At 39.2% G+C, this 23,173-nt stretch carries 24 protein-coding genes, 1 pseudogene and 1 riboswitch; of the genes and pseudogenes, 16 read left to right on the forward strand and 9 right to left on the reverse strand.

The window, feature by feature from the left end; translation table 11 throughout:
• Positions 1 to 8: 8 nt before the first annotated feature.
• On the reverse strand, positions 9 to 416 hold the full coding sequence (locus ACHOLT_RS20220; RefSeq protein ID WP_425804437.1) for a DmsC/YnfH family molybdoenzyme membrane anchor subunit: 408 nt from the start codon (positions 414 to 416) through the stop codon (positions 9 to 11).
• Between the two features lie 104 nt (positions 417 to 520).
• Here ACHOLT_RS20220 and ACHOLT_RS20225 point away from each other — a divergent pair, with 104 nt between their 5' ends.
• Positions 521 to 1,240, forward strand: a complete 720-nt coding sequence (locus tag ACHOLT_RS20225) for a hypothetical protein (protein WP_425804440.1) — start codon at positions 521 to 523, stop codon at positions 1,238 to 1,240.
• A gap of 285 nt (positions 1,241 to 1,525) precedes the next feature.
• The gene (locus ACHOLT_RS20230) at positions 1,526 to 3,604 is read left to right on the forward strand and encodes a sigma-54-dependent Fis family transcriptional regulator (RefSeq protein ID WP_425804443.1); all 2,079 of its coding nucleotides are present in this window, start codon (positions 1,526 to 1,528) and stop codon (positions 3,602 to 3,604) included.
• 92 nt (positions 3,605 to 3,696) lie between these two features.
• Here the strand turns inward: ACHOLT_RS20230 and ACHOLT_RS20235 are convergent, their stop codons facing one another.
• Positions 3,697 to 4,569, reverse strand: coding sequence for a PucR family transcriptional regulator (locus ACHOLT_RS20235; protein ID WP_425804446.1), 873 nt, complete (start codon positions 4,567 to 4,569; stop codon positions 3,697 to 3,699).
• Positions 4,570 to 5,238: 669 nt separating this feature from the next.
• Positions 5,239 to 5,778 carry a cytochrome c3 family protein gene (locus ACHOLT_RS20240; RefSeq protein WP_425804449.1) on the reverse strand — a complete coding sequence of 180 codons (540 nt, stop codon included), beginning with the start codon at positions 5,776 to 5,778 and terminating at the stop codon, positions 5,239 to 5,241.
• 693 nt (positions 5,779 to 6,471) lie between these two features.
• On the opposite strand from ACHOLT_RS20240, the gene ACHOLT_RS20245 reads away from it, so the two are divergent.
• From ACHOLT_RS20245 to thiE, 13 genes are all read left to right on the forward strand, one after another.
• Complete coding sequence (locus tag ACHOLT_RS20245; RefSeq protein ID WP_425804452.1) at positions 6,472 to 8,016, forward strand: FAD-dependent oxidoreductase; 1,545 nt, start codon at positions 6,472 to 6,474, stop codon at positions 8,014 to 8,016.
• Between the two features lie 166 nt (positions 8,017 to 8,182).
• The gene (locus ACHOLT_RS20250) at positions 8,183 to 8,977 is read left to right on the forward strand and encodes an energy-coupling factor transporter transmembrane component T family protein (RefSeq protein ID WP_425804455.1); all 795 of its coding nucleotides are present in this window, start codon (positions 8,183 to 8,185) and stop codon (positions 8,975 to 8,977) included.
• A 10-nt stretch (positions 8,978 to 8,987) separates the two neighbouring features.
• Positions 8,988 to 9,824 (forward strand): energy-coupling factor transporter ATPase, encoded by an 837-nt coding sequence (locus ACHOLT_RS20255; protein ID WP_425804458.1) that lies wholly within the window; start codon positions 8,988 to 8,990, stop codon positions 9,822 to 9,824.
• The gene (locus tag ACHOLT_RS20260) at positions 9,808 to 10,671 is read left to right on the forward strand and encodes an ATP-binding cassette domain-containing protein (protein ID WP_425804461.1); all 864 of its coding nucleotides are present in this window, start codon (positions 9,808 to 9,810) and stop codon (positions 10,669 to 10,671) included. Before ACHOLT_RS20255 ends, ACHOLT_RS20260 begins: the two co-directional genes overlap by 17 nt.
• Before the next feature lie 57 nt (positions 10,672 to 10,728).
• Positions 10,729 to 11,241 carry a Gx transporter family protein gene (locus ACHOLT_RS20265; RefSeq protein WP_425804464.1) on the forward strand — a complete coding sequence of 171 codons (513 nt, stop codon included), beginning with the start codon at positions 10,729 to 10,731 and terminating at the stop codon, positions 11,239 to 11,241.
• A gap of 51 nt (positions 11,242 to 11,292) precedes the next feature.
• Positions 11,293 to 11,643 carry a NusG domain II-containing protein gene (locus ACHOLT_RS20270; RefSeq protein ID WP_425804467.1) on the forward strand — a complete coding sequence of 117 codons (351 nt, stop codon included), beginning with the start codon at positions 11,293 to 11,295 and terminating at the stop codon, positions 11,641 to 11,643.
• Between the two features lie 331 nt (positions 11,644 to 11,974).
• Entirely contained in the window at positions 11,975 to 13,222 is a 1,248-nt protein-coding gene (ilvA, locus tag ACHOLT_RS20275) for a threonine ammonia-lyase IlvA (protein WP_425804470.1), read from the forward strand.
• A 289-nt stretch (positions 13,223 to 13,511) separates the two neighbouring features.
• The gene (locus tag ACHOLT_RS20280) at positions 13,512 to 13,838 is read left to right on the forward strand and encodes a PadR family transcriptional regulator (protein ID WP_425804473.1); all 327 of its coding nucleotides are present in this window, start codon (positions 13,512 to 13,514) and stop codon (positions 13,836 to 13,838) included.
• Positions 13,839 to 13,958: 120 nt separating this feature from the next.
• Positions 13,959 to 15,146: an MFS transporter gene (locus ACHOLT_RS20285; RefSeq protein ID WP_425804475.1), complete on the forward strand. Its 1,188-nt coding sequence runs from the start codon at positions 13,959 to 13,961 to the stop codon at positions 15,144 to 15,146.
• 27 nt (positions 15,147 to 15,173) lie between these two features.
• The gene (locus tag ACHOLT_RS20290; RefSeq protein ID WP_425804477.1) at positions 15,174 to 15,746 is read left to right on the forward strand and encodes a class I SAM-dependent methyltransferase; all 573 of its coding nucleotides are present in this window, start codon (positions 15,174 to 15,176) and stop codon (positions 15,744 to 15,746) included.
• Between the two features lie 74 nt (positions 15,747 to 15,820).
• Positions 15,821 to 15,935: riboswitch (TPP riboswitch) on the forward strand.
• Between the two features lie 77 nt (positions 15,936 to 16,012).
• Positions 16,013 to 16,822, forward strand: coding sequence for a bifunctional hydroxymethylpyrimidine kinase/phosphomethylpyrimidine kinase (gene thiD, locus ACHOLT_RS20295; RefSeq protein ID WP_425804480.1), 810 nt, complete (start codon positions 16,013 to 16,015; stop codon positions 16,820 to 16,822).
• A gap of 76 nt (positions 16,823 to 16,898) precedes the next feature.
• The gene (gene thiM, locus ACHOLT_RS20300) at positions 16,899 to 17,711 is read left to right on the forward strand and encodes a hydroxyethylthiazole kinase (RefSeq protein WP_425804483.1); all 813 of its coding nucleotides are present in this window, start codon (positions 16,899 to 16,901) and stop codon (positions 17,709 to 17,711) included.
• Positions 17,704 to 18,333 carry a thiamine phosphate synthase gene (thiE, locus tag ACHOLT_RS20305; RefSeq protein WP_425804486.1) on the forward strand — a complete coding sequence of 210 codons (630 nt, stop codon included), beginning with the start codon at positions 17,704 to 17,706 and terminating at the stop codon, positions 18,331 to 18,333. The genes thiM and thiE overlap by 8 nt, the downstream gene beginning before the upstream one ends.
• A 17-nt stretch (positions 18,334 to 18,350) precedes the next feature.
• On the opposite strand, the gene ACHOLT_RS20310 is transcribed toward thiE, so the two are convergent.
• Entirely contained in the window at positions 18,351 to 18,518 is a 168-nt protein-coding gene (locus tag ACHOLT_RS20310) for a BC1881 family protein (RefSeq protein ID WP_425804489.1), read from the reverse strand.
• 276 nt (positions 18,519 to 18,794) lie between these two features.
• Here ACHOLT_RS20310 and ACHOLT_RS20315 point away from each other — a divergent pair, with 276 nt between their 5' ends.
• Positions 18,795 to 19,601 carry a MerR family transcriptional regulator gene (locus tag ACHOLT_RS20315; RefSeq protein ID WP_425804492.1) on the forward strand — a complete coding sequence of 269 codons (807 nt, stop codon included), beginning with the start codon at positions 18,795 to 18,797 and terminating at the stop codon, positions 19,599 to 19,601.
• A 159-nt stretch (positions 19,602 to 19,760) separates the two neighbouring features.
• Here the strand turns inward: ACHOLT_RS20315 and ACHOLT_RS20320 are convergent, their stop codons facing one another.
• The 5 genes and pseudogenes from ACHOLT_RS20320 to ACHOLT_RS20340 all read right to left on the reverse strand — a co-directional run bounded on the left by ACHOLT_RS20320 (position 19,761) and on the right by ACHOLT_RS20340 (position 23,170).
• Positions 19,761 to 20,114: a hypothetical protein gene (locus ACHOLT_RS20320; protein ID WP_425804495.1), complete on the reverse strand. Its 354-nt coding sequence runs from the start codon at positions 20,112 to 20,114 to the stop codon at positions 19,761 to 19,763.
• A gap of 242 nt (positions 20,115 to 20,356) precedes the next feature.
• Positions 20,357 to 20,533 (reverse strand): annotated as a pseudogene (locus ACHOLT_RS20325) (PEP-utilizing enzyme); the annotation flags it as partial.
• Positions 20,534 to 20,578: 45 nt separating this feature from the next.
• Positions 20,579 to 20,968, reverse strand: a complete 390-nt coding sequence (locus ACHOLT_RS20330; RefSeq protein WP_425804498.1) for a NuoI/complex I 23 kDa subunit family protein — start codon at positions 20,966 to 20,968, stop codon at positions 20,579 to 20,581.
• A 5-nt stretch (positions 20,969 to 20,973) separates the two neighbouring features.
• On the reverse strand, positions 20,974 to 22,029 hold the full coding sequence (gene nuoH, locus ACHOLT_RS20335; RefSeq protein ID WP_425804501.1) for an NADH-quinone oxidoreductase subunit NuoH: 1,056 nt from the start codon (positions 22,027 to 22,029) through the stop codon (positions 20,974 to 20,976).
• 37 nt (positions 22,030 to 22,066) lie between these two features.
• Positions 22,067 to 23,170, reverse strand: a complete 1,104-nt coding sequence (locus ACHOLT_RS20340) for an NADH-quinone oxidoreductase subunit D (RefSeq protein WP_425804504.1) — start codon at positions 23,168 to 23,170, stop codon at positions 22,067 to 22,069.
• Positions 23,171 to 23,173 lie beyond the last annotated feature (3 nt).

Here is a 23,173-nt window from a genome sequence, read left to right on the forward strand (position 1 = left end):
AATTTATCCTAATTTAATCCGATCATAATCGACACGGCAGATCCATAAAAAACATACCGTCCGATGAATTCACCGACAAAAACCAGAGCGAGTGCCAGATAGACCAGATTCAAAGGAATCGCTTTTTTTCCGGCTCGCTTAAGCGTATAGATTAGGAGCCCAACTCCTGCTAAGGAGATCAGTCCTCTGAACACCAGAACCGCAACATAACTTCCCGTAAGCAAATGAGCCGAGGCCTGAGCTGCTGCATTACCGCTTCCGAGGCTGCTAATAAATACGGGCAAGTAAATTAAAGGAAGAACAACTGCTGCAATCGCAACCCAGCTTATCTTCTTAAGTTGAGCTGAAACCGCCGAAATAAGTTCCGCTCCTTTAGCTGCATAAGCAATTAAGGCAGCAGCGCCCAAACTTCCCAAGGCGCACCCATACCCGTTTATATACCTCAGGGGACTTTCTCGATAAAGAAATCCTGCAAGAGCTTAAAACGACAGGACTTCGCGAGCTTCGTTTCAGCATTAAAATGGAAGATTCTTTAAAATTTCGCCATCAAGTTTATGAACGGATTGCTTTAGCTAAACAGTATATCCCTGATGTCATGGTCGAAATGCCTGTAATTCCAGGAACTTTGCCTGAAATGAAAGAACTCCTCCTTGAACTGAATCGCCTTGAGATTTCCGGGATTAACTTATTGGAATTCTGCTTCCCTTTTCATAGCGCTGAGGAATTTATTAAACGCGGTTTTAAGGTTAAAAATCCCCCCTTCAAAGTCCTCTACAACTACTGGTATGCAGGTGGGCTTCCCATCTCCCGGAGTGAGCTCGAATGTCTGAATCTCGTCGAATTTGCCCTTGACGAGAAACTCAAACTCGGTGTTCATTACTGCTCCGTTGAGAATAAACAAACCGGTCAAATTTATCAGCAGAACTATGGTCAGAAAGTCTCTCCCCTCATGTATTTTTCCCCTAACGATTACTTCTTTAAGTCGGCTAAAGTTTTTGGCGAAGATATCGAGAAAATAAGCAAAGTTTTTAAGAAAAAAAATATGGTCCAGTTTCAATTTAATACTGACTATCAATTTCTCGAGTTTCCCGTGAACCAAATTAAGCTGCTTAAAGATTTAGATCTGGAAATTGGCATCTCGACTAATATCATGGAAACGCGCAAAGATGGCAAATACTTGCGAGAACTTAAAATTGATCTTACTTATCCCCACAGTTTTAATTTGGAAAAGGATATCTAATTTGAGGATCGTCCCTATTTACCTAGCATGCTTCAATCTATTCTTCAGGAATTGACCTAAATTCTGAACTCATCAACAAGAATTAGCCTTAGGAAGTTCACCTTCTCTAAATAAGGATTTGGTGAACATACAATGACAGTATAATTTTGCCAGAGTATAATTAAGCTATCTTATAAAAAGCATAACTTAGATTTACACAAAATTATATTCCCTAACACTAGCTTTAAGCCCTTATATTACTATATTATTTTGTAATATTATTCATATAAGGATGGTGTTTAAAATATGAAACTTCTTAAGCAACCATTAAGCCCGCTAATTTTAAAAAGAGAAAATAATGAATCGACGGAACCCCTTAATGATGAAATTATTCTCGCGAAACAAATCACCACTGAAAAAATCCAAATTATTAATAATAGTCTAACACCTTCCCAGTTGGATCTTATTCGTCCAGAAATATTAGAATCGTGGATGAGATCGAAACATTTTGGTCTTAATCTTCTTAACTTTAATTATGGGCCAACTATTGAGAAAACTGCTTTTGAAGATCTACAAAATAAAAATGCCCTTTTAATGAAGGCTGCCAATCCCCATCTTCGACAATTAACATCCTTAATATCAAGTCCCTGCATGATTGCTTTATCAGACGAAAAAGGAGTTATGCTCCAAATAAATATCAACAATAATATTTTCAAAAAAGTGATTGATGATTTCAATTTTATCCCGGGGGTTATTTGGTCTGAAGAAACCATAGGGACCTGCTCCCATTCATTAAGTTTATTATACAGAATACCTGTGCAGCTCTCTGCTCCCGAACACTACTGCGAGACTTATAACTCTTACAACCTTTCCAGCTCATCCGCTCCAATTATTGATATAAATAATAATGTAATAGGAACTATTATCCTGATTAGCTCCTCTTTATATCTTCAGAATGCACATTCATTAGCGTTGGTAGCTTCTGTGGCTGAAGCGATTCAACGAGAATTGCACCTTATTTCTAATCGAGAATTATTCAGTGTTGTCTTGGAAGCCGCTGATGAAGCGATGATTATTATCAATACGAATGGACAAATAACGAAAGCGAATAACCATGCCGTTGAAATACTGGGCTATCCGATGTCAAACCTTATAGGCACACAAATAGAGGACATATTAGGAAAGCAAGCGTTTATTAAAACTGTGTTGGAGACTGGGAAACCGATCTCTGATACTGAAATATATTTAGAAAAGCGTAATCAAAAGCTGTACCTACGCTCTGCAAGGACAGTAGCGGATTATTACGGAAGAAATAGTGGTTGCGTTCTCATTCTTAGGAAGCCACAAACCCTAATAAAGAAGGTTACTGCAACCAGTGGTCTTATAACTAAATTTAATTTTGAAAAAATTAAAGGCCAATCTCCTCAGCTGATGCAATCAATTAACTTAGCGAAAAAGTTCGCTGTATTGGACGGCAATATTTTGATTCAGGGTGAAAGTGGAACAGGTAAAGAGATGTTTGCCCAGTCTATTCATAATGAAAATAACCCAAACGGTCCCTTTATCGCAATAAATTGTACCGCTATACCTAAAGACCTTATTGAAAGCGAACTATTTGGCTATGAAGGCGGAGCGTTTACTGGTGCTGAACGTCAGGGGCACAAGGGAAAAATTGAATTGGCAAACGGAGGAACCTTATTTCTGGATGAAATTGGTGATATGCCTCTATCGCTCCAGCCTATATTACTCAGGGTACTGGAAGAGAAACAAGTCATGCGCATAGGGGGCAATTATTATATTCCTGTGAACTTTAGATTAATTGCAGCTACCAACCAAAATCTCCTTAATCTTGTGGAAAAGAAACAATTTCGCGAAGATTTATACTATCGCTTAGATGTATTTTCCTTGTCCATTCCTCCACTACGGGATAGAGGTAATGATATTATTGAGTTGGCAAACCATTTTATCGCTAGCATTGCTGAAAAGCAGCAAAAGCCTGCACCTACTTTAGATGAGGCCGCAATTTACAGGCTACTGCGGTATAATTGGCCCGGTAATGTGAGACAGCTTCAAAACGCTATGCTTTATGCCGTCAGCGCTACCAATGACGATAAGATTAAACCGGAAAACTTGCCCACAACGATCCGAGAATCGACCGTTACATTTAACCGCAATCCAGTTTCAGCTGAGAAAGTGATTATTTTAGCTAAGGACAATACGGATGATCGCCTTTCTATGAAAGAAATGGAAAAAAAAATGATTATACAGTCTCTATTACAAACAGAAAATAATATTACGAAAACGGCGCGTTTACTGGAAATAAGCAAATCAACCTTATATCGAAAGCTAAAAGAATATAACTTACTGAACGAAATAAGAAAATAAAGCAAAAACCATAATACCCAACAGTATAGACTCATATGGCTACGCTGTTGGGTATTCTTTGTTTAATTATTCGATGGTTAAGTTCAATAATCTCAAAGTTCAGCTTCCTTAAGAGTATCCCATATTATAATAGCGGTATAAATATTCATCCTGGTAGCTATATTGGATAGATCAGCACCAATCAATTCTTCAATTCTAGCAACCCGATAATAAAGCGTATTAACATGTATAAACAGACTATCTGCTGTAATTTTCAAGGCAAAACCATTATTAGAGAGTTTTCTTAGAGTATCCATTAGATAGTCATTGTCAATTAATTTACCCAGAGTTTTATGACAAAAGCTCTGAAGAATTTCAATATCCTGTGAAAAAATCCAGGAAAACAATCCTAAATCTGAAAATTGCTGAGTAAAACTTTTCTTTCCCTTAATTTTGGATAAACTTAATGCAATGCGAGCTTGATTAAAACTTTTTTTCAGCTTTAATATTGGATACGGCTGTCCAATGCCTTGGGAAACCCCTATATTGAAACGTTCTTCAATAGCCTCTTTATATTTGATTAACTTTAGATAATAAGGGTCTTCCTTCAAAGTCGTAGTAATAAAACGAGCCGGTACGATAACGATCAAATAATTTTGTCCAGCAATCGAGATGATATTAAATCTCATTTTTAAAATATAATTCTTGCTAAAGGTTCTTAACTGATACCAGTCGATCTTATCGTTCGTCAGATCTATTTCAATTATTGCAGCATAGTAAGGTATAGTTAGATCAATTTCATCTTTGCTTAGCCCGATGATTTCACTAATACATGCATTGCTTTTCGAGAATAGATATCTCATCAATTCCATTTCAAATTCTTCTCTGTGATTGTTTACTTTCATCCATTTTCCATAGTATGACGGTGCAGCATATTCTCCGTTATCAATTTCTGCACCAAGTAGACTTCTTGATTCTACAAGCATAATCTATCACCTCATCATAAATTTTTATAATAGAAGCTTATTGCAATATACATACCAGAAGAAATGTATTTTAACTAATCAGAAAAACTTCAGTAGGTATATACTTTATGCTCTTATTCATTAGTCCTCGCCAGTACGATACTACGATTCAAAATAGAACGCCCTGTCAAAATCGGTCGTTTTTTAATTTACAGCGTGTCATTATGGATTGAGCTATCAGAGATATTTTCATTCAACTAAAAGTATTAAGGTTTAAACAACTTAGAGTTATATATGCTCATGTTATCCCATTCATTGATTGAGTCTTACCAGTTCAAAGAAAGCAGAGAAAAGCATGGCTAACAATTTAGAAACACGTTTTCTATTTACAGTAACCCTTTTGTCTAAAACCAGTTATTAATAGACAAAGTTAAATATAGCTCACAATAATAAGAAGATAGAATATAAGACGTGCGAAATTCAACCGCACGTCTTTTGCTTACTAGATATTTAATAATTTATAAAAACATAAGTTTTTAAACATTCCTTTAAAAGGTTGTTCATCCAGCAGGAGATTGCATAAATATAAAAAGCTAACTCTTAAATGCAAAATATTTATTTGCATATATTAGGAAAAATCTGTTTAGGCGCTCCCTTTAACATTACATAGTGTTAAGGATGATTCTAAGTTTACTTTGTTTGGAAATAACCTGGAAGGTTATTCATCCAGGAAAAGTTATGACACTGGGTACACAATACTTGGGATGGTTCATGCATTTTATGACATGTGTAACATTGCAATTCACCGTTATGAGAATCATGCGGATTGGACTCGTCAAAATTAGTCTTTGCTTTTACATCGTCGTAATTATGGCATTTCAGGCACATTTCTTGAGGAAATTCCCGGGTTTTCATCGGAGATTCATAATTTCCGGTAATATACTTCATACCTTCCTCTGCTTGAATACTTAGTGAGCTCTCATGGCAATCGTGGCATTTTACTCCAGCTTTAGCATGGGAATTTGCGAGGAGATTACTGTCATGATAGCTATCATACATTGGCTGCATATTATGGCAAAGTGTGCAAAATTGTGGATTATCACTGGCTTTGACTATTGCAGCTGTCCCACCGGTCCCGACGATGACGAATGCAATAAGAATGATTAGTATTACCTTTTTATTCAGTAATCGCTTCTTGAATTTCTTTTTCTCTACGATGTCATCTTCCATTTTGTTCCTCCCTGCTTCTAATTTTTAATGAATCTCCTTGAATTCTGTAAAATTGTATCATTTTGAAATTATGCTTGTCTTCGTTTGAAATTACAGTTTAATTTGTAGATATCCACAATTCACTTATCCAACTCAAAAAGGTATTATTAGTTTTTTTGAAGTTAGTACAGACTCCCAGGCAGCAGAAAATGAAGAAATAACGGCTACTCTAGTGGAAATCACTTCATCTTCAGGGTTATGTCTTATTACTTTACTCGGTTACGTTAGAGAAAAAGAGAACCTAGTGTTTGAACTAAAGTTTAGTTCAAACACTAGGTTCTCTTTTTAATCCAGTATGATAATCCCATATAAACTAAACTTTAATATTTTCGGTGGTACCCTTTGCTAGTATTTGTATAACCCTACAATGCATTTCGTGCGTTAATCCAATGCGTTCGTTCAATGCACAATGATATAATTCCCATGGAAATAGAGAGTTCATATAATGTATTTTTGGGAAAAGGCTAGTTTTAAGCAACTTACAGTGAAACTATTAAGTAATGCACATATTTCACAAGATGTTTGCAATTACTTTTTAGTTATAAAAAAGCGGGAGAAAAAACATATGCACATCTACAAGGAGGCGAATTTATAAGGAATATTAAAAACCAACTACTATTAACAATCTGTAATTATCAAGAAGGGAGTTAAGGCATGAAGAAAGAAATCAAAAAAATATTGACGTTTTTCTTGGTATCTTCGATTTCAATAAGTTTGATAGGCTGCGGCTCAACAAAAGTTAATCAAACCCAAGCAGGAGCTGCAGCAACAAAACAAACTGATGTTGTAGTCGTAGGTAGTGGTATGTCCGGCATGTCAGCGGCGGTTGAAGCAGCTAGTCAAGGTGCCAAAGTAATTTTATTGGAAAAACAGGGTGCTATTGGCGGAAGTTCAAATTTTGCCGAAGGTATGTTTGCCAGCGAAAGTACAATTCAAAAACAGATGGGTATCAATGTTGATACTGCAGGATTGCTAAAGGAAGAGTTTAGCTTCTCAAACTACAGAGTTGACGGCAACTTATGGCGAGACGTCATGAAGCATTCAGGCGAGGATATTGATTGGCTCTTGGGCATGGGAGTAAAGTTTGAAACGGTAACCAGTACTGGTGCTGGAGCCAAAACATGGCATGTTTATGAAGGATTTGGGAAAAAAGTAATTAATGACTACATGAAACCAAAAGCTGAAAAACTGGGCGTAGAAATCATGGTTAGCACCCCAGCTAAAGAACTTATCATGAATAATGGACAAGTGTCCGGTGTTAAAGCAACTACGAAAGACGGAAAAGAATTAGACATTAATGCGAAATCAGTTATTTTAGCAACAGGCGGATTTGGAAATAACGCAGATATGATAAAAGAATTAACGCATCTTGATCCTTCGAAATATGTTCAAAGGGGTGCACCTGGGCATACAGGTGATGGTATAAACATGGCAAAAGCAGCAGGTGCTGTTACCGGTGAACGTTCCTCGATTATGACTCTAGGCAATACAGTTGATGGTACTAACCTTGAATCACAACTTGGCGTAGCAGCTGGTCAGGAACCGTCTCTCTGGGTAAATCAAGATGCGAAACGCTTCTGCAATGAAGATGTGATTTGGTATTATACTCGTGGCTGCAATGCGGTAACGACTCAAAACAAAGCATTTAGTGTTTTTGACAGCGACGAAATTAAGAGACTTGCCGTTGATGGTGCAACCGTTGGCTGGGGCATGTACCTCACGCCTGGTACAAAAATGGATAAACTCAGTGACGAGCTTCAGAAGGCACTTGATGGAAAAAATCCGAATGTATTCAAAGCAGATACATTGGAAGAGCTTGCCGACAAAATGGGAGTTGACAAAGCTACTTTCCAAGAAACAGTTAAAAATTACAATGCTTATTGTACAAATGGCAAAGATGCCGAATACGAAAAAGATTCCAAGTATCTTCACCCGGTGAAAACCGGTCCGTTCTATGGTTTCCGCATAAAGGCGATTGACCTGACTTCATGCGGCGGTATCCGAATCAATGAAAAGAATGAAGCCGTTAATAAAGATTATCAACCCATCAAAGGGCTGTATGTTGCTGGATTAGATTGCGACGGCTATACCGGCGATACTTACGGACTGACTCTTCCCGGTTCAGCTCAAGGGCTTGCTTGTTATACCGGAAGAAACAGTGCAAAAAATGCCGTCCAATTTAGCAAGGCACAAAATTAAATGTGTTTTTATTTGAACTTTAAAATTTAAGACTTTGCAGGAAACCACATCTATGCGGTTTCCTGCAATTGATCCCTAAAAAATTGGATTGTTAAAATAACCTTTCTTAAAATTACCGGAGAACGTTGACTTACTGGATGGTTAAATAAATTAAGGAATTATAAAGATGAAGGAAATAAAGCTGGGTCAATATTTCTATGGGAATTCAATAATTCATCTATTAGATCCTAGAACCAAAATTATTTGTTGTATATTAGCTTTTATTTCAGTTTTAATTAATCAAAAATGGTATTATTTGCTATTCTTTGTTTTCCTTATGATCACTGGAACTAAATGCTCTGGAATAGGATTTAAAACAATATTTCAGAATTTACGCAGCATCCGGTATCTACTTCTGGTCACTTTTGCTTTTCAAGCCATTCTAATAAAAGGTGAACCCGTTTGGCATATAGGAATATTCAACGTTACCGATAAAGGCCTAATACTCGGTATGGTAAATTTACTACGCTTAGTAATCTTATATTTAGGTTCAATACTTTTATTAATGACTACGTCCCCTATTCAGCTTGCAGCTGGTTTAGAATACTTGTTATTACCCTTAAATGGAATAAATATTCCAGTACATAGCCTTTCTACTATATTAAATATATCATTTCGCTTTATACCAACTCTTATAGAGGAAGCCAATAACATAAAGGATGCGCAGATTTCCCGGGGAGCACGGTTCGATTGTTCGAAAATTATCGTGAACTTAAAGAATTACTCAGCAATTCTGATTCCCCTGTTGGCATCTTCATTAATAAGAGCCGAGAATATAGCTGAAGCTATGGACAGCAGGTGTTATACTGGACATCCAAATAGAGCAAGGATGAGCAGTTTACATTTAACAAGTATAGATATAACGCTAATATGCTTTATGTTGATTATATTTTTGGTGGGAGTAATACTTTGTTTATCTTAAGGGGAGACATATGGTCGTAAATGCAATTGAATTAATCAATGTTACAAAAAAGTTTAAAAGCGTTGATGAAATTACTGCTCTTAAGGATATAACACTTACGATACGCCAGGGAGAATTTATTGGCATATTAGGCATGAACGGATCAGGAAAATCGACCCTGGCACGACTATTAAATGGCTTGGTAAAACCTACTGCTGGTAAGATTTATATCAATGGTATGGACTTTGATGAGCCTAAAAACCTAATGAAAATTCGTCAGTTGGTTGGCATGATCTTTCAAAATCCTGATGACCAGCTCGTGTGTCCTGTAGTTAAAGAAGAAATTGCCTTTGGACCTGAAAATTTGGGCTTACCCGCTTCAGAAGTTAATAATCGAGTAACATGGGCCTTACAGATTATGAACCTTGAAAAATTGAGACAGCATGCGCCCCATTTATTATCAGGCGGACAAAAACAGAAGGTTGCATTGGCTTCTGTTCTAGCCATGTTACCGAAATATCTTATTTTAGATGAACCTACATCTATGCTGGATCCACTGAGCAGGCACGAACTATTAGAGTATCTAAGAAAAATTAATTCCCAGAATGGAATAACCGTGGTGTTAATAAGTCATAACCCTGAAGATTTATTATATGCTGACAGACTAATTATATTAGATCATGGTTCAGTATATCTGCATGGGACTCCCCGGGAAGTATACACCGAAGTTGATAAACTTGCGGCAATAGGTTTGAAACCACCGGGTATTTATCAAATGATTAATCAGTTCGAAGAAGATGGATATGAAATAGACGATAGTATTAAAACTATCGAAGAATTGGTGGAGACGTATGTCAAATATTATTGAAATACAAGATCTTAATTATACCTATTTAAACGGTTCGCCTTATGAACACCAAGCACTTAAAAACATTACCTTATCATTAAACCGAGGAGATTGTCTGGGCATATTTGGATCCAATGGTTCAGGAAAATCAACTTTGGCGAAGATCTTAAATGGATTGCTTCGTCCTACTGCAGGAAAATTTGTGATATGCGGTATTGATTCTACAACTAAACATTTAAATGATCACCTTTGGAGAAAGGTAGGTTATGTTTTTCAGTATCCAGAGAAACAGATATTTAAATCCAATGTTTATGACGAAATTGCATATGGTCCGCGAAACTTAGGATTAAGCGAGTCTGATGTCAAAAGCAGGGTTAATGATGCTCTGGAAAAAGTAGGGTTTATTCCTGACTTGACTGAACATCTGTCTCCGGTCAATTTTAGTGGTGGAATGCGGAGAAGAATTGCTATAGCGGGAATATTGGCCATAAATCCTGAAGTGCTTATAATGGATGAACCAATGGCCAGTTTAGATCCCATAGGTCGGAAGATGGTTTATGATATCATTAAAAATCGACAGGAGAATAAAAATACTACAATCATTATTTCTCATGATCTAAAAGAAATAATAGATTTAATAGACAGAATTGTAATTTTGGACCATGGAACCGTTATTTTTGAAGGAATAATAAACGATTTACAGGCTAACGCGAAGATTCTTACAAAATATAAATTTGAACTTCCTGATTATATGCAGGTTATTTATGCACTGGCCATAAAGGGAGTAAAAATTAATACGAGCATAAAAAGTATGGCTGAGGTAGTTTCTGAAATTTCCCAAATTCTTCGGAACAATCCATGTTGGTAAGGAGATAATCTAATTTTAAAGGAAGTTATAAAAAAATAAGTGTTAGAGGATAGCTAAATGTCAACTAAAAAGCTTGCATTAATTGCCGTCTTAGTTTCTCAAGCTGCTGTGCTGCATTATATTGAGAGTTTATTGCCTAATCCTATTCCCATCCCCGGCGTAAAACTTGGTTTAGCCAACATTATCACATTATTAGCCTTGGTAATGTTTGATTTTAAAACTGCTCTAACGGTTATTTTAATGCGTACGGTATTAGGGTCCCTACTCAGTGGAACTCTTTTTGGGGTGGGTTTTTTATTGAGCATCACCGGTGCGCTTACGGCCGGTTGTGTAATGGCATTGCTTTTTAGATTTACTCCATTTTTTAGTTTTTTAGGTATAAGTGTTGCAGGAGCTGTGGCTCATAGTATTGGGCAACTAACTATTGCCTCACTGATTATCAACCAACCTGGTATTTTTTATTATTTGCCTATAATGCTCCTGCTTTCTGTTCCTGCGGGAAGTATAACAGGTTTATTACTTAAGGAGCTAGTCCAATACTTGAAGTCTACCGACCGATTTAACATGTAATTATAGAAAATATTTGCAACAGTTTTTGATGAGAGTGGAGGTAGAATTATAATGAAAAAAAAGGGAGACTTAATCCTTATTGGAATTATTTTTATGGTAGTTGTTTTCAGTTTTATCGGTATTTATTTCTGGCAAAAGGCAAATAGTAACAAATTAGTAGCAGTGATTAGTCAAGATAACAAAGTTGTTGAACGTATAGACCTCAATAAAGTGGAACAGCCCAGAATTATAAAGCTTTCAGGAAATTATCATAATAGCATTCGTGTGGAAAAAGGAAGAATTAGGTATGAAGATTCAGATTGTCCTAATCTAGTGTGTGTAAACACAGGATGGCTTACAAAATACGGAGATTTAGCTGTATGCCTTCCTAACAAAATGATAATAGATATTGAAAACAAGTAATCTTTCCTTTAGAAAAGTTTGTACGTTGAATAAGTGTATATAAAGATATAGAAAGTACGTTACCAGTTCATGGAAATGCGCTTTAATTCTATTTTCAACGCCCCTTCCTCTTTTAAACCTCCGAAATCTAATTAAATCTTAATTACCTTTTATACAAATTTATCTGTACTAGATTAGTTTTGAAAAACATGCCAATATTGTATACAAATATGTTGACTATCCTCAGGAGTGCGCGTATTATTTTTAGTAATATCTTAAAGCAAACTGCCTCTTGAGGCATTTTACGGCAAGAAATAATTGTCTATAAAAAGAGGAAGGGGTTTTATAATCAATGAGTCAACTCAATCTGGAAGAGATCATTAAAGCGGGACAGGCGCTTAAAGGAGTGATTAATAAAACCCCTTTACAAAGAAACGACATTCTTTCCGAAAGATACGATTGTAATGTCTTCCTTAAGCGCGAGGATCTTCAAACCGTTCGCTCGTTCAAAATCAGAGGAGCTTACAATTGTATGAAAAGCACACCTCATGAGAAACTCAGCAAAGGTATCGTTTGTGCCAGCGCAGGAAACCACGCCCAAGGCGTTGCTTTTTCCTGTAAATCGCTTAGCATTCCCGGCAAAATCTATATGCCTTCAACAACACCACGGCAAAAAGTTTCTGCGGTCAAGCGCTTTGGCGGGGATGCCATTGAAATTGTTTTAACCGGAGATACCTTTGATGATTCCTCGAACAGAGCGCAAGCGCGTTGTGAAAAAGAGGGCCTATACTTTATTCATCCTTTTGATGATCCTTATGTCATCGCCGGACAGGGTACAATTGCCATGGAAATCCTGAATGATATGGAAGAACATGTGGATTTTGTCTTGGGAGGCATTGGCGGAGGCGGCTTGATGTCTGGCATAGGCACCTATTTCAAAAATCTCAGTCCTTCGACTCAGGTCATTGGTGTTGAACCCCAAGGGGCTGCCTCAATGAAAGAAGCTCTTAAACAGAATCAGGTCATCACCTTAGATAAAGTGGATACATTTGTTGATGGAACTGCGGTTAAACGGGTTGGAGATCTCCCCTTTGAAATCTGCAGTGAAGTCCTCGATGATATCGTGGTTGTAAGCGAAGGCAAAGTATCGACAACTATTTTAGAAATGTACAACGAGAATGCGATTGTTGTTGAACCTGCCGGCGCTCTGCCTGTTGCTGCCTTAGATGCTTACCGTGATAAAATCAAGGGCAAAAACGTTGTCTGCATTATCAGCGGCGGAAATAACGATATTGAGAGAACTCCCGAGATCAAGGAACGCTCCCTCCTCGATCAAGGCCTTAAGCATTATTTCCTGATCAATTTACCGCAGCGGCCAGGTGCTCTTAAAGAACTGGTCGTCGATGTTCTCGGGCCTCAAGATGATATTACCCGGTTCGAATATACGAAAACAAACAATAAAGAAAAAGGTCCGATCCTTATCGGAATCGAACTTAACCGTAAAGAAGACTTCCAGCCGTTGGTCAAAAAAATGCAGCAAAAAGGAATTCAATACACGCTGATCAACGATAACCCTGAACTCTATGATCTATTAATTTGATTACAGATAGGACTAAATTAAATACAAATTAACTTAATTCGATATGACACTGACTGTTAAGTAGAGGGATTGTCTCAAAGCTTTGAGACAATCCCTCTTTATCTCTCTTTAGGATTAAAGCTTTTCATTTTTTAACGCGCGTGAAACAAATAAACCATAACGGAAAAGTTTGACTTTTAAACAACTTAGAGTTATCTTATAGCATATTACTGTTTAAAGCAGTATTATGTTATAAGTATATAACTGTTAAAAGCACAAGCAGTTAATTTTTAGAAAGGAGATCCTCGTTTTGCCAAAAAAACATGGCCGGCATACGCCCGCCTTTTTACTGCTTTTTCTCGCGGAAGCCCCCTCTTACGGCGCTCAACTTTTGACCCGATTACAAAGTGAACTTCCGCACTGTTTTTCAGATAGCGCTATTGTTTACCGAAGCCTGCAGGAGATGGAGAAAAACAGTCTTGTGGAAACAAGCTGGGAAATGCCGGAAACAGGCCAACCTCGAAAATGGTATACAATTACTGACAAGGGACGCCAAGCCCTTAAGGAACAGGCTGAAGACATTCGCTTACGCCTTACCAATTTTGAGTTTTTCCTTTCCCGTTATAAAGATCTTTAGAGGATTATAACGTATATTGAGTTCAGCCTTTTCGCTTTAAGCGGTTGTTTTAAAGCTAGAAACATCATAAAAATACAGAGATAACAAGAATTCAAAATCAGGATTGAGAGGAGTTTTAGTGTGAACCAGCAGCCCAAAATTCAATTTTCCAAGATTGGTGTACTTTCCTTCGCCCACATGTTAAATGATCTCTACAGTAATTATCTTCCTCAGATGCTCCCGTTTCTTATTGCGATAAATCCTAACTTTACAGCCACTATGGCCGCTATTCTAGTTTCATCATTTACCATAACCTCATCCTTGGTTCAACCGTTGTTTGGCTTTTTCTTAGACCGTCAAGGGAAACGTTGGCTCGTCCACGTGGGGACGTTGTGGATGGCCATTATGCTCAGTTTAACAGGCATCGTTCATAGCTACGTGCTTATGGTCGTCCTCGCATCACTCGCCGGACTGGGCACTGCAGCCTTTCATCCCCAAGCTTCGACTATGGTTAATATTTTAAGCGGCGAGCATAAAGCTGTTTTACTGTCCGGCTTTGTCGCTTTCGGCAATTTTGGTTTTGCTCTCGGTCCGCTCCTTCTCGTTCCCTTGTTCCAGGCTTATGGCTTGCGTGCTACGCTCGTAACCGTAATCCCGGGGATCATTGTAGCGCTCCTTCTTCTCTTCTTTGCACCTAAAAATAATGTTTTATCCGGCAGCAACACACCGCTTTCTGAAGTTATAAAATCTTTAAAATCAGCTTCTCAAGAGCTTAGTGCAATCATTGGCGTTATTGCCATTCGCTCTCTGGCCTATACAGGAATGTTAACTCTGCTTCCCCTCTACTTTAAATCGCAAAATCTATCCAATGTTGCCGCAAGCCATCTCGTAACAATTATGCTGGCAACTGGAGCCATCGGCGGAGTGATCGGGGGCTTTATCTCCGATTTTTATGGACGGAAACGCTTGATTGTCGGATCGCTCATTCTTTCTACTCCGTTATTCTTCGGTTTCTTCCTAACTCAAGGAGCATTGAGTACGCTTTTCCTGGCCTTGGCAGGAGCCTCTTTATTAGCTAGCTTTTCCGTTACCGTTGTTGCCGCTCAAGAAGCCATTCCTAACAATAAAGCCCTTGCTGCAGGACTTACGATGGGATTTGCAGGCGGCTTAGGAGGACTTGCCGTCATCTTTATCGGACGAGTCGCAGACATTTGGGGCCTTTCTACAGCGGTCAGTATTATTTTCCTGCTTCCCCTATTAGCCGGGATGATTGCCTTATTTATGAAGAGCCGTCCTGCGGCACGTAGCGAACGTCTATCCGCTCGCTAAAACAAAAGCAATAAGGAGGACTAATTTATGTCAATGGATCATCATGATCATCACCACAATATTGCGGAAAGAGCAAAAATGCTTCCTGCAGAAAAGATTCTCTCCCGTTTTGGCCTAAAGCAAGGTCAACATTTAGCCGACTTAGGATGCGGCCGGGGTTATTTCGCGCTTAAAGCAGCAGAACTCGTTGGCAGTCAGGGCAAAATTATGGCGGTCGACATTGAGCCAGAGCGTCTCCAGTCTCTGCAGCAATCCGCTCAAGAGCAAGGAATCGCGGAGCAAATTGAAACTTTACTCGCCCAAGGAGAAAGTATTCCTCTTGAAAATGGGAGCATGGATATTGCTCTTATTTCAAATGTGCTTCACGAATTGAATGATCCCTTAAATTATCTGCGTGATACTCGCCGAATTCTTAAAGAAAACGGTGAAGTCTGGATCATTGAATGGCAGCAAAAAGAGACGCCAATGGGGCCCCCGCTTCATGAGCGCCATTCTCTCGAAGAATGGGCAGCGCTCGTAGAACAAGCAGGCTTTGAGGATATCTGGACACAGGTCTTTAATCCCGCCCATATTCTTATGCGTGCAAAGGCTGCTAAATAGAATTAATGTTTCTCTCTAATCAAGGTGGTTCTTGACTTACGATGGTTTTAGTGCTATGAATTAATTAACTTCATCGTATTAGGCAGGGGAGCTGGAAAAGGCCGGCTGAGATTTAGACCCTAGGAAGTCTAAGACCCTTCGAACCTGATCTGGATAATCCCAGCGTAGGTAAGCAAACATTACTCTGTGTAATTGAGCACAGCCCCGCTTGGGGTTGTGCTCTTCGTATTTTCACACCCGTACAAATATTAAAGGAGGAAGCTCAAATGAAGAATGTTTTAACGATTGCGGGCTCAGATAGCAGCGGCGGTGCCGGAATCCAAGCAGACTTAAAAACCTTTTCTGCGCATGGCGTTTTTGGGATGAGCGTTATCACTGCCGTTACTGCCCAAAATACCCAAGGTGTCTTTGCTGTCCAAGATATTGATCCTGACATCATCGCTAAACAAATCGACGCCATTTTCCAGGATATCGAGGTCGATGCTGTTAAAGTCGGTATGGTTTCTCAAATACCTACGATTAAGATTATCGCGGAAAAGTTAAAAACATATGCCCCTAATAAAGTAGTCGTTGATCCGGTCATGGTCTCTAAAAGCGGCTTTCATCTTTTAAATCCTGATGCTGAAAAAACATTGATGGAAGAATTATTGCCTTTGGCTACTGTAGTTACGCCGAATATCCCCGAGGCTGAGGTAATGACCAAACTCTCGATTCATACCATAGAGGAAATGAAGGAAGCCGCGAAAGCAATTTATCAAATGGGTGCTAAAAATGTCCTCATAAAAGGGGGGCATCATCTTGAAAAAGACTCAACCGATATCCTCTATACCGGTGAGAAGTTTATTCCGTTCACTTCACCTCGAATTGAAACGAAGAATACGCATGGAACCGGATGTACATTATCCTCAGCTATTGCTTCAAATCTCGGACGAGGTTTAAATGTTGAACAAGCAATTGGGGAAGCGAAGAAATATATTACGATTGCTATTGAGCATTCACTGGCGATTGGTAAGGGCGTAGGGCCTACGCACCATTTTTACTCGCTTTACAAGAAGGCTGGGCTTCTTGAAGAGTAGCTTCATTTTTGGTCGGGTAAGATTTAAGATTAAAACTTTTTCAGACCATCTTTAAGTAGATTAGGAGGTTTCTTTCATGAGCATAGAAGAAAAATTAGAAGCCGCATTATCCGCTGTTAAAGCGAAAAGTCCTCTTGTCCATCATCTGACGAATTATGTTACTGTAAATGACTGTGCTAACATAGTACTCGCTATTGGCGCTTCACCGGTTATGGCTGATGATATAGCGGAAGTTGAAGAAATGGTCAGCATTGCTTCTGCCTTAGTCCTGAATATCGGAACACTGAATGCCCGGACTATTGAGAGTATGCTTGCTGCCGGTAAAAGAGCTAAATCTCTTGGCATTCCTGTTATTCTTGACCCTGTTGGGGTTGGGGCTACAATATTACGTACAAAAACCGCTGAACAGATCATCAAAGAAGTTCAACCTACTGTTATTCGAGGCAACATGTCAGAGATTAAAGTTTTGGCGGGTCTCGATGTGACAACCAAGGGGGTTGATTCCACGGCAAGTGCAGAAAACGCTGAAGAAATTGCCAAAAAACTCGCTTCGGATTGGAACTGCGTAATCGCTATTACTGGTAAAACAGATATCGTATCGGATGGCAGACAGGTTTACCGCATTGATAACGGTCATCCTATTTTGTCAGATGTAACCGGGACTGGCTGTATGTCTACGTCCTTAATCGGTTCCTACTGTGGTGCAAACCAAGATTACCTAACAGCAACTGTTGCCGGGCTTGTCTCGATGGGCCTTGCGGGTGAACTTGCTCAAAAATCACTTACTCCGCAAGAAGGTGTCGGAACATTCCGGATGCGGCTGTTCGACAACATCTATAATCTGGCTCCAGAAAGTTTAGCGAAGGGAAGTAAAGTTAGCTGTGAATAAAGCAGATATCGACTATCGCTTATATCTTGTCACCGACCGTGAAACCCTTCGTGGTCGTGATTTATGTCAAGCGATAGAACAGGCAATCCTTGGCGGCGTAACACTTGTTCAGCTTCGGGAAAAGTCTGTTTCAACTCGCGAGTTTGTAGAGCTTGCCCTTGCTGTTAAAGAGATCACAACACGTTATAAAATCCCCCTGATCATTAATGATCGTCTTGATATCGCTTTAGCCATTGATGCAGATGGGCTTCATATCGGACAGGATGATATGCCAATGCTCACCGCACGCAAACTGTTCGGATCGGATAAAATCATCGGAGTTTCCGCTAGTACTTTAGAAGAATCACTCCTCGCTGAAAAACAAGGCGCAGACTATCTCGGTATAGGTGCAATGGTCGCAACTCCTACTAAAACCGATGCTAAAATCGTGACCTTTGAAGAACTTGCACAAATAAAAAAATCCGTCAACATTCCTATCGTGGCCATTGGCGGCATTCACACCTGGAATGCGCGCGAAATGATGTCTTCAGGAATTGACGGACTTTCTGTGGTCTCTGCAATTTTGGCTCCGGACGATATTCAAGGTGCCGCCCGAGAATTACTACAGATAATCTCTGATTGATTCCACTTATATGTATTTTAATCGGTGATAACTAACAAAATTGCCGGACCGTAATCGTCAACTATTGTGCTCCTATTGATAATTTGATACTTAACATCAGGTGCGACACTAAAATTCTTAACGCCTTCTCTGGTCATTAGCTCTTCGATTAATTGCTGCGTAGTAAAATTTTTTAAATCGCTCATACGAATTTCCTTTCTAGTATCAAATTTTTAATTGATATCATTATACCATGGAATTAAAGAAGATAACCTCTTAATACATAAACCAGTAGGATAGCTCGTTAATAGTGTTAAATTTAGGGAGTATCGCAAAATACTTTTTTAAAGTGGTTTTGTAATACTCCCTCTGTTTTTATGGTTAACTAAGCTAATTATATCTTAAATAAATAAAATCGTTGTTGACCTTCCAGTAACCGGAAGGATTACAATGTAATTGACCGGTCGAAAGGAGATTTCTTAGTGTACACTATTAGTCAGTTTTCAAGAATTGGAATGATTTCGGCAAAAACCCTTCGTTTTTATGATGAAATTGGACTACTAAAACCAATCTACGTTGAAAATTCTAACCAATACAGGTACTATTCCCCCGAACAGGTAACTGAAGTACTGAGAATTTCAGAATACAAAGAATATGGCTTCTCGCTCGAAAAAATCAAAACTTTACTCAAAATCCAAGATCCTCTGATACTGCAACAAACATTAGAGGAAAAACTTAATGAAGTCTCGGCAAATCTTGATCACTTAAGTAATATTAAGCAACGAATCCAAAGAAAGATATCAAAATTAATGGAAGGTGATTTCGAAATGTTCAGTCCTGATCGTTTTGATGTAAGTATTAAGGAAAAGGCACCGATTAATACTTTATCATTAAGAAGAAAGATTTCCATCGACAACATTTGTTCCTTAATTGACGATTTATTCGCAAGTCTAAAAAATGTACAATCGGCAGGTCCGATAATGACTATTTACCACGATCCCGATTTTAACCCCGATCATACAGACGTGGAAGTTTGTGTTCCAATTAGGACTAGCTCATCAATACCTGATACCAGAGTAATACCTGGTGGTACACATGCTTGTGTAATTTACCAAGGACCTTATAGTGATATTGGCACTGCATATGCAGCATTGATGGATTGGATTCCTAACAACGGTTACATGCCTATCGGGGCACCCTTTGAGATCTATCTTACCGGTCCTAACGATGTTAAGGACGAGCAAAAATTTGTCACAGAAATCTGCTTTCCTGTGAAGAAGAACGCTTAATCGGTGTATTTATTTATTCGACTGAGTATAAAAGTATAAATCCTAGTTTAGCGCTTGGCACTACCCAAGCGCTATTTCATTAGTCCCAATCTGCGGTTATTATTGTCGTGGTCCAGTTCGAAGGCTAATCAAAGATTATTTTCAACCAGATAGGCATAATCATTTTAGGCGAGCTGTTTTAAACGAAAACAACAATGCAGATATCAAATAAAGGATACATATTACTCCAAACAATTTAAAAATTCCTGGTGTCCCCCCAAGATAAATACTAATAGGTAATGACCAGAGAAAAGAGATAAACATTAGTCTATGCTTCTTGAATAATAGAGGAATAAGTGCAAATACGGCTGGAGCAAATAATGTTGCATAAGCTATCTTTACAGTGCCAGAACTAACATCTCCGTGGCTATAAGGATTAAAGTAAAGAAGGATAATTGTCATAGCCATACCTCCTAAACTAGCCATAAGCCCAACTATGTTAGCAATAATATTAATCTTTTGTTTAGCTTCCATAAGTCCTCCTCCTAAAGACTTCTGCGCACAATTCTATGATGTTACAACCTAGCTATTCAAGCCATAATAAATGAAAATCGAAGATTCATTAAGGCTTTTAATTTTGAACATTATCCTAATTCAACAAAATATTCCCATATCCTTTTTTGTTTGTAACAGCCCTCTATTCTTAAATATTCTAACTCAACCTAAAAAAAACACTGCCAACAGGCAGCGGAGCTAAACAAACTCATATTTGCAAACTATCTGATCTTAAAATCACCGATGCGCAAAACCATCATCGCATTTCCGCAGCCTACAACCACGGGAATCCCTGATTCACGAGCAATGACGGCAGCATGTGAAAGCGGAGCACCCACATCAGTAATAACTGCAGCTGCTCGAGGAAAGAGCGGTGTCCAAGCAATGTCAGTTTGAGAAGCAAAACATCTGCAGAATCATGGGGAGAAGAACAGGAGTCATAATTATCTTCGCTTCGCTCTCTTCATCATATCCCAGATTAATTCCTCCGCTGCCTCAACTGAGTTCTCATAATCGGGCGAAACTTTCAAGGCTCCCGTGGGGCAAGCTTCGGTACATAATCCGCAAAAAAGGCAATATCCTACATTCATCGTATAACTTTCCAAAACTTTTTTATTATTGGCATCCTTGCTGCTCGTCAGAGTGATCACTTTATTGGGACAAGCGATAGCACATAATCCACACGCGATACATTTTTCTGGGCCCAATGATAAAGAATTTCGAACACGCGCTGAAAGTATCGGCTTTACGGTAGGATAATTCTGGGTTACAGGAGGTCTAAACAGATACTTAAACGTAATTTTGAGACCTGTAAGTATACCTTGACCATACATTTTTCTCACCCTCCTATCTGCGGGATGAACAGTCGATAAACATAAATGCCCAAACCCGTTAGAAAAATATTAGCCAAAGATAGAGGGAGCAACACTTTCCATGCGAAGTGCATAAGGTGGTCGATTCTCATCCGGGGTAATGTCCAGCGCACCCAGACGACAAAGAACGTAAAAATTCCGGTCTTGAGGAAGAACCAAATAAGACCCGGTAGAAAAGAGGGTCCGTGCCACCCTCCCAAGAAAATGGTCGTGGCAAACGCGGAGTAAGTAAAAATATTGACGTATTCAGCCAGATAGAATAGACCCCAGTGCAGGCCCGTATACTCCGTATAAGGTCCGGCAACGATTTCTTGTTCTCCTTCAATCAAGTCAAAAGGTGCTCGGTTGATTTCCGCCAAACCAGCAATAATATAGACAACAAAGCCTAGAGGTTGCAAGACAATAAAGGGAATCTCTGCTTGCGCTTCCACGATACGAGTGAGGTTAAACGTATGGGTAAGCATGACGACTCCGAGCAGTGAAAAAGCAAGGGGAATTTCATAGCTGATCATTTGAGCAACGGCCCGCATTCCCCCTAACAGAGAGTATTTATTATTCGAACTCCAACCTGCCATCACGAGCGCTAACGTTGAAACCGAAGAAATCGCTAAATAGTACACGATTCCAAGGTCTAGGTCGATGGGAACCATTCCTTTAGCAAAGGGAATGATACCTAAAGTTAAAAAAGTCAAAGCAAAAAACACTAAAGGGGCAACTGTATAGATCACTTTATCCACTTCCGCCGGCATGAAAATTTCCTTGCCTAATAATTTTAAGGCATCGGCAACTGTTTGAAACCATCCGTGCGGACCTAACCGAATGGGACCCACGCGATGCTGGATCCGCCCGGCCATTTTTCTTTCGAATTGGACAATGAAGAGAGCGAAAAGTATGATCAAAATCGTCACTAGGAGAAATGCGATAATGTTCATGGTGAAATCCGCCCACAATGAGTGCGGATCGTTAAAGAGCCCCCGGATTCCCGTGGCAATCCTTTGGGGTAGGTTGTCTAACACGTCCAACCGTTTCTCCCCCCTTTAAAATAATCCTTATTTCACCTTATTTGTCAACTTCACCTGCAACCGGGTCTAGGCTTGAGAAAATCATAATTAGATCTTGAAGCTTACAGCCTACAGCAATTTTAGGCAGTACCTGTAAATTTATAAATGTACCCGAACGGATATGTAATCGAGCGGGTTTGTTCGATCCATCACTTACGATATAGAAGCCCAGTTCTGCTTTTGTATTTTCAACTCGATGATAGACTTCCCCTACCGGCGGTTTAAGGATTTTCGGAACTTTCGCCAGGATCGGACCTTCAGGAATATCTCGCATGGCCTGTCCGATGATCTTCGCACTCTCCCCAATTTCATCTAACCGGATCATTGTACGGTCATATGTATCACAGCCATATCGTACCGGCACCTTAAAATCGAAACGATCATAAATTCCATAAGGCTGCGCTTTGCGTACATCGTATTGAATACCTGACGCACGAATAATCGGACCTGTCAGCCCAAAACGTTTTACCCACTCCTTTGGTAAAATGCCTACGTTTTTCATCCGGGCCATCGCGATTTCATTCCCCAAAAAGATGCCGTAGTATTCCTCCATCATGTTCGGGATATCTTCTAATAAAGACTCTAAGGCCGGCCAGAACTCTGGCGGCGGTTCATGACTCACCCCGCCGATTCTTAAAAAATTGACTGTTAATCGACTTCCAGACGTCATTTCAAATAAATCCAGAATTCGTTCACGATCTCGAAAACAATAGGACCAGGCGCTTACTCCTGCCATATCGAGCGCTGTGCTGCCAATCATGACCTGATGACTGGCAATGCGAGCCAACTCGGCAAAAATAATCCTTAAATATTCCGCACGTTCTGGTACCTTTATTTCCGCCAATTTCTCTACCGCCTGGGCATAGCCCAAGTTATTGGCCGGGGAAGAAAGGTAATCCAAACGATCGGTATATGGCAAGTATTGTGAATACGTTTTATTCTCGGCAATCTTCTCAAAACCTCGATGCAAATAACCCACCTTGGGTTCGATCTTCGTAATCACTTCTCCTTCTAAAGACACTAATAAGCGAATGAGACCGTGCATACTCGGATGCTGAGGACCCATGTTTAAAACCAATTCCTCGGTATTAAAAACGTTCATGGT

Origin of the sequence: Desulfitobacterium nosdiversum (assembly GCF_049860565.1) — a bacterium.
Lineage (GTDB): Bacteria > Bacillota > Desulfitobacteriia > Desulfitobacteriales > Desulfitobacteriaceae > Desulfitobacterium_A > Desulfitobacterium_A nosdiversum.